Origin of the sequence: Geminicoccus sp., from assembly GCF_035556675.1 — a bacterium.
Classification (GTDB): Bacteria; Pseudomonadota; Alphaproteobacteria; order Geminicoccales; family Geminicoccaceae; genus Geminicoccus.
This window is the reverse complement of sequence record NZ_DATMFZ010000059.1, coordinates 1-3,830: the sequence shown is the minus strand read 5'-3', so window position 1 is coordinate 3,830 and position 3,830 is coordinate 1. Positions and strand designations below refer to the sequence as shown.

The 3,830-nt window shown below is 67.6% G+C and carries 4 protein-coding genes and 1 pseudogene; all 5 read right to left on the bottom strand.

Translation table 11 applies throughout. The features are described from left to right. The coding region (locus tag VNS22_RS04565; protein WP_325730060.1) for an ABC transporter ATP-binding protein at positions 1-549 on the bottom strand (549 nt) is incomplete at its 3' end. Positions 550-551: 2 nt separating this feature from the next. Further along, positions 552-1,631: an ABC transporter ATP-binding protein gene (locus VNS22_RS04560; RefSeq protein WP_325730058.1), complete on the bottom strand. Its 1,080-nt coding sequence runs from the start codon at positions 1,629-1,631 to the stop codon at positions 552-554. Further along, entirely contained in the window at positions 1,631-2,557 is a 927-nt protein-coding gene (locus tag VNS22_RS04555; protein WP_325730056.1) for a sugar ABC transporter permease, read from the bottom strand. Before VNS22_RS04555 ends, VNS22_RS04560 begins: the two co-directional genes overlap by 1 nt. After that, positions 2,554-3,414, bottom strand: a complete 861-nt coding sequence (locus tag VNS22_RS04550) for a carbohydrate ABC transporter permease (RefSeq protein WP_325730054.1) — start codon at positions 3,412-3,414, stop codon at positions 2,554-2,556. Before VNS22_RS04550 ends, VNS22_RS04555 begins: the two co-directional genes overlap by 4 nt. A 61-nt stretch (positions 3,415-3,475) precedes the next feature. Next, positions 3,476-3,830 (bottom strand): annotated as a pseudogene (locus VNS22_RS04545) (hypothetical protein); the annotation flags it as partial.

Genomic DNA, 3,830 nt, shown 5'->3' with positions numbered 1-3,830 from the left:
CTGGTACATGGCCTTGATCTCGCCCTGCAGGCTTTCGCGCAGCTTCAGGTCCAGCGCCGAGAGCGGCTCGTCCAGCAGATAGACGCGCGGCCTTCGCACGAGCGCCCGGGCGATCGCCACCCGCTGCTTCTCGCCGCCCGAAAGCTGCTCGATCCGCCGGTCCAGCAGATGGCCGATCCGGAGCGTCGCCGCCGCCTGGGCCACCTCGCGCTTCACCTCGTCCTCCGGCCGCCGGTAGACCGGCGAGCGCAGGGGGAAGGCGATGTTGTCGAACACCGACAGGGTCGGCAGCAGGTTGAAGCCCTCGAACACCACCGCCACGTCGCGCTCGCGCGGCGAGGTGGCGGTGACGTCCCGGTTGTCCAGGTGGACGCTGCCCTTATCCGGCTTCTCCAGCCCGGCGATGCAGCGCAGCGTGGTGGTCTTGCCGGCCCCGGTCGGGCCCAGCAGCGCCAGGACCTCGCCTTCCTCCAGGGACAGGTCGACATCCAGGAGCGCCTGCTTGGCGCCGAAGGACTTGGACAGGCCGCTCAGGCGGAGCACGGTCATCGTCAGGCCACCGGCAGTCGCACGCCTTCCGGCGTGAAGTAGAAGATCCGGGCGGGGTCGAGATGCATCCGCTCCGGCAGGCTGTCCCCGGCATCGGCCGGCAGCACGCCGCGCCAGGTCTGCCCGGACAGCTCGAAGTCGAGAAAGCGCTCGCGCCCGACCGCGTAGGCGATCGGCCGCTCGACCGGCACCGCCGCATGGTCTTCCCGGCTGGCGGGAGTGAGCGAATGCGGCCGGATGCCGATCCGCCCGCGCCGGAGCCCGCTCCTGCGCAGCGCTTCCAGGTGCCGCTCCGGCAGCCGGATCGGCACGCCCGCCTCGCCCAGCGCCACCCCGTCCTCGGTGAACGCCGCGTCGATCAGGTTCACGCTGGGCGAGCCGATGAAGTGGGCGGCGAACTCGTCGACCGGATCGTCGAACAGCTCCCTGGGCGTGCCCGCCTGCACGATCCTGCCGGCCCGCATCAGCACGACCCGGTCGGCCAGCGACATGGCTTCCCGCTGGTCGTGGGTGACATGGACCGTGGTCATGCCCAACTCCTTCTGCAGGTGCCGGAGCTCCCAGCGCATCTCCTCCCGGAACTGCTCGTCGATCGCGGAGAGCGGCTCGTCCAGGAGCAGGACGCGCGGCTCGCGCACCACCGCCCGGGCCAGCGCCGCCTTCTGCCGCGCCCCCGGCGGGAGCGTGCCCGGCCGGCGATGGAGGATGTCGCCGAGATCGAAGATCTTGCTCATCCAGGCGATCTTGCGCTCGATCTCGGCCCGCCCCTCCCCGCGCGCCCGGAGCGGGAAGGCGATGTTGTCGCGCACGCGCAAATGCGGGTAGAGCGAGACGAACTGGAAGACCATCGCCACCTGCCGCACTCTGGGCGGCAGGTGCGAGACTTCGTCCTGGTCGAAGAAGATCTGCCCCGAGGTCGGTTGCTCCAGACCTGCGATGCAGCGCAGGGTCGTGGTCTTGCCGCAGCCCGAGGGTCCCAGCAGGACGATGAACTCGCCCTGCTCGAAGGCGATCGAGATGTCGTCCACCGCGGCGACCTCGCCGAAGCGGACCGACAGATGGTCGAGAGCCACGCGCGCCATCAGTCCTGCCTGCCCTGCTGGGTGAGAAGCCGCACGAAGATCAGCGACAGGCCGATGATGATCACCAGCATGATCACGGCGAAGGCCGAGGCCTGGCCGGTATAGAAATGGCTGAACGCGATCTTGCCCAGCCGGAACGCCACCGTCTCGGTGTCCGAGCCCGGCCCGCCCCCGGTCATGGCGAAGAACAGGTCGGACTGCTTGAAGGCGTCGATCAGGCGCAGGAGGAAGGCGATCAGCAGGATCGGCATCGACATGGGCAGGGTGACCCGGGTGAAGCGGAAGAAGGGCGACGCCCCGTCGATCTCGGCCGCCTCGTTGATGTCGGTGGGAATACCGCGGAACGCGGCGGTCGCCAGCAGGATCACGAACGGCGTCCACATCCAGGCATCCGCGATCACGACCGCCCAGAGCGCATTACCCGGCACACCCAGCCAGTCGATCTTGCCGAAGCCCAGCAGGGTCACGAGGTAGTTCACCACGCCCCACTCGGAATTGAACATGTAGCGCCACAAGAAACCGACCACGATCGGGCAGAGCATCATCGGCAGCATGGCGATCGTGAACAGCAGGTCGCGACCCCTGAAGTTGCGCTGGAACGCATAGGCCACCGCCACGCCCACGCAGAACTGCACCACGACCGTCGCCAGCACGAACTGGCCGGTGAAGACGAACCGCTCCCAGACCGATTCGCGCGACAGCAGCCGCGTGTAGTTCTGCAGCCCGATGAACTCCGAGCCCTTGGCCGGGTTGAGGATCGAGAAGTTCAGGGTCGAGTAGTAGAGCAGCGAGATGAACGGGTAGGCCACCATCAGGATCAGGATGGCCAGGGCCGGGGCCATGAACAGGCCGCAGATGGTGCGGTCCGAGATGGCCTTCGGCACGGCATGGGCCGCGGTGCGGCCGGCGGGGATGGCCTGCCTCATGTCCGGCTCCTTCCCAGCACGCCGAAGGTCATGCCCATCAGCAGGTACTTGCGGATCAGCCAGAAGAAGATCGCGACCGGGATCACCAGCACCACGCCGGCCGCACAGATCTGCGCCCATTCGATGCCGGTGGCCCCGGTGGCCGAGGAGATCTTGACCGGCAGGGTCTTGGCCTGGGTGGTGGCGAGGATGGTGGAGAAGGCGAACTCGTTCCAGGCGAAGATGAAGCAGAAGCCCGCCGTGGCCGCGATGCCGCCGCGCACCATCGGCAGGACCAGGTTCCAGAAGGCGTAGAGCCGCGTGTAGCCGTTCACCAGGGCGATGTTCTCGATCTCCTCCGGCACGCCGTCGAAGAAGCCCTTCATGATCCAGGTGGCGAGGCCGAGATTGATGAAGGTCACCACCAGGATCAGCCCGGTGCGGGTATCTGAGAGGCCCAGCCGCGAGAACATCACATGGTAGAAGACCAGCACCGCCACCGGCGGGATCATCCGGGTCGAGAGCGCGAAGAACATGAAGTCGTCACGGCCCGGGAAGGCGAAGCGCGAGCAGGCGTAGCCGGCCAGCGTGCCGAACGCCACCGCCAGCACCGTGCCTGAGACCGAGATGACCACCGAGTTGATCAGGGCATCGGTCAGCCCCAGCGCGGTCGCGGTCTCCGCCGCCTCGCCGATGCCGAACACCATCCGGTAGCCCGACAGGTCGGGCGTGAAGATCAGGCTGGGCGGCCAGGAGAACAGCTCCTGGCGGTCCTTCAGCGAGGACAGCACCAGCCAGAGCAAGGGCCCGCACGCATAGATCATGTAGATGCCGATGACGATCGCCGGGATCAGGATCGGCTGGCGGTGGAGCGGCATGGCCTCTCGCTTCGTCCGTGGATCGAGAGGGGCGACACCCATCGGGCGCCGCCCCCAGGGGTCAGTCGGTCGGCAGTTCCACGACCTGGTCCTTGCCGACCGGTGCGATCACCGTGTCCGGGACTTCCGGCGTCTCGTCCGAGCGGACGATCTCGTAGCCGGCATCCTCGAACACCTCCTCGTGGCGCTCGGCCGCGTCGTCCAGCGCCTCCTGCACCGTCTTGCTGCCGGAGATCGCGTTGGAAACCTCCTCCTGGAGGATGTCGAGCAGGACATTGTACTCCGGCAGGTGCCAGTAGTCGTTGGTGTATTCCAGCGCCTTGGCGAAGTGCTTGTTGTAGCTGTTCAGCCCCTGCCATTCCGGGTCGTCCAGCACCGACTTCAGCCCGGTCTGGCAGACCGCGGCGTAGCGCTTC

Bases quoted from the DNA above. Each gene is read 5' to 3' on its own strand.
- VNS22_RS04555 (WP_325730056.1), bottom strand. From the start codon at position 2,557: ATGAGGCAGGCCATCCCCGCCGGCCGCACCGCGGCCCATGCCGTGCCG.
- VNS22_RS04560 (WP_325730058.1), bottom strand. From the start codon at position 1,631: ATGGCGCGCGTGGCTCTCGACCATCTGTCGGTCCGCTTCGGCGAGGTC.
- VNS22_RS04550 (WP_325730054.1), bottom strand. From the start codon at position 3,414: ATGCCGCTCCACCGCCAGCCGATCCTGATCCCGGCGATCGTCATCGGC.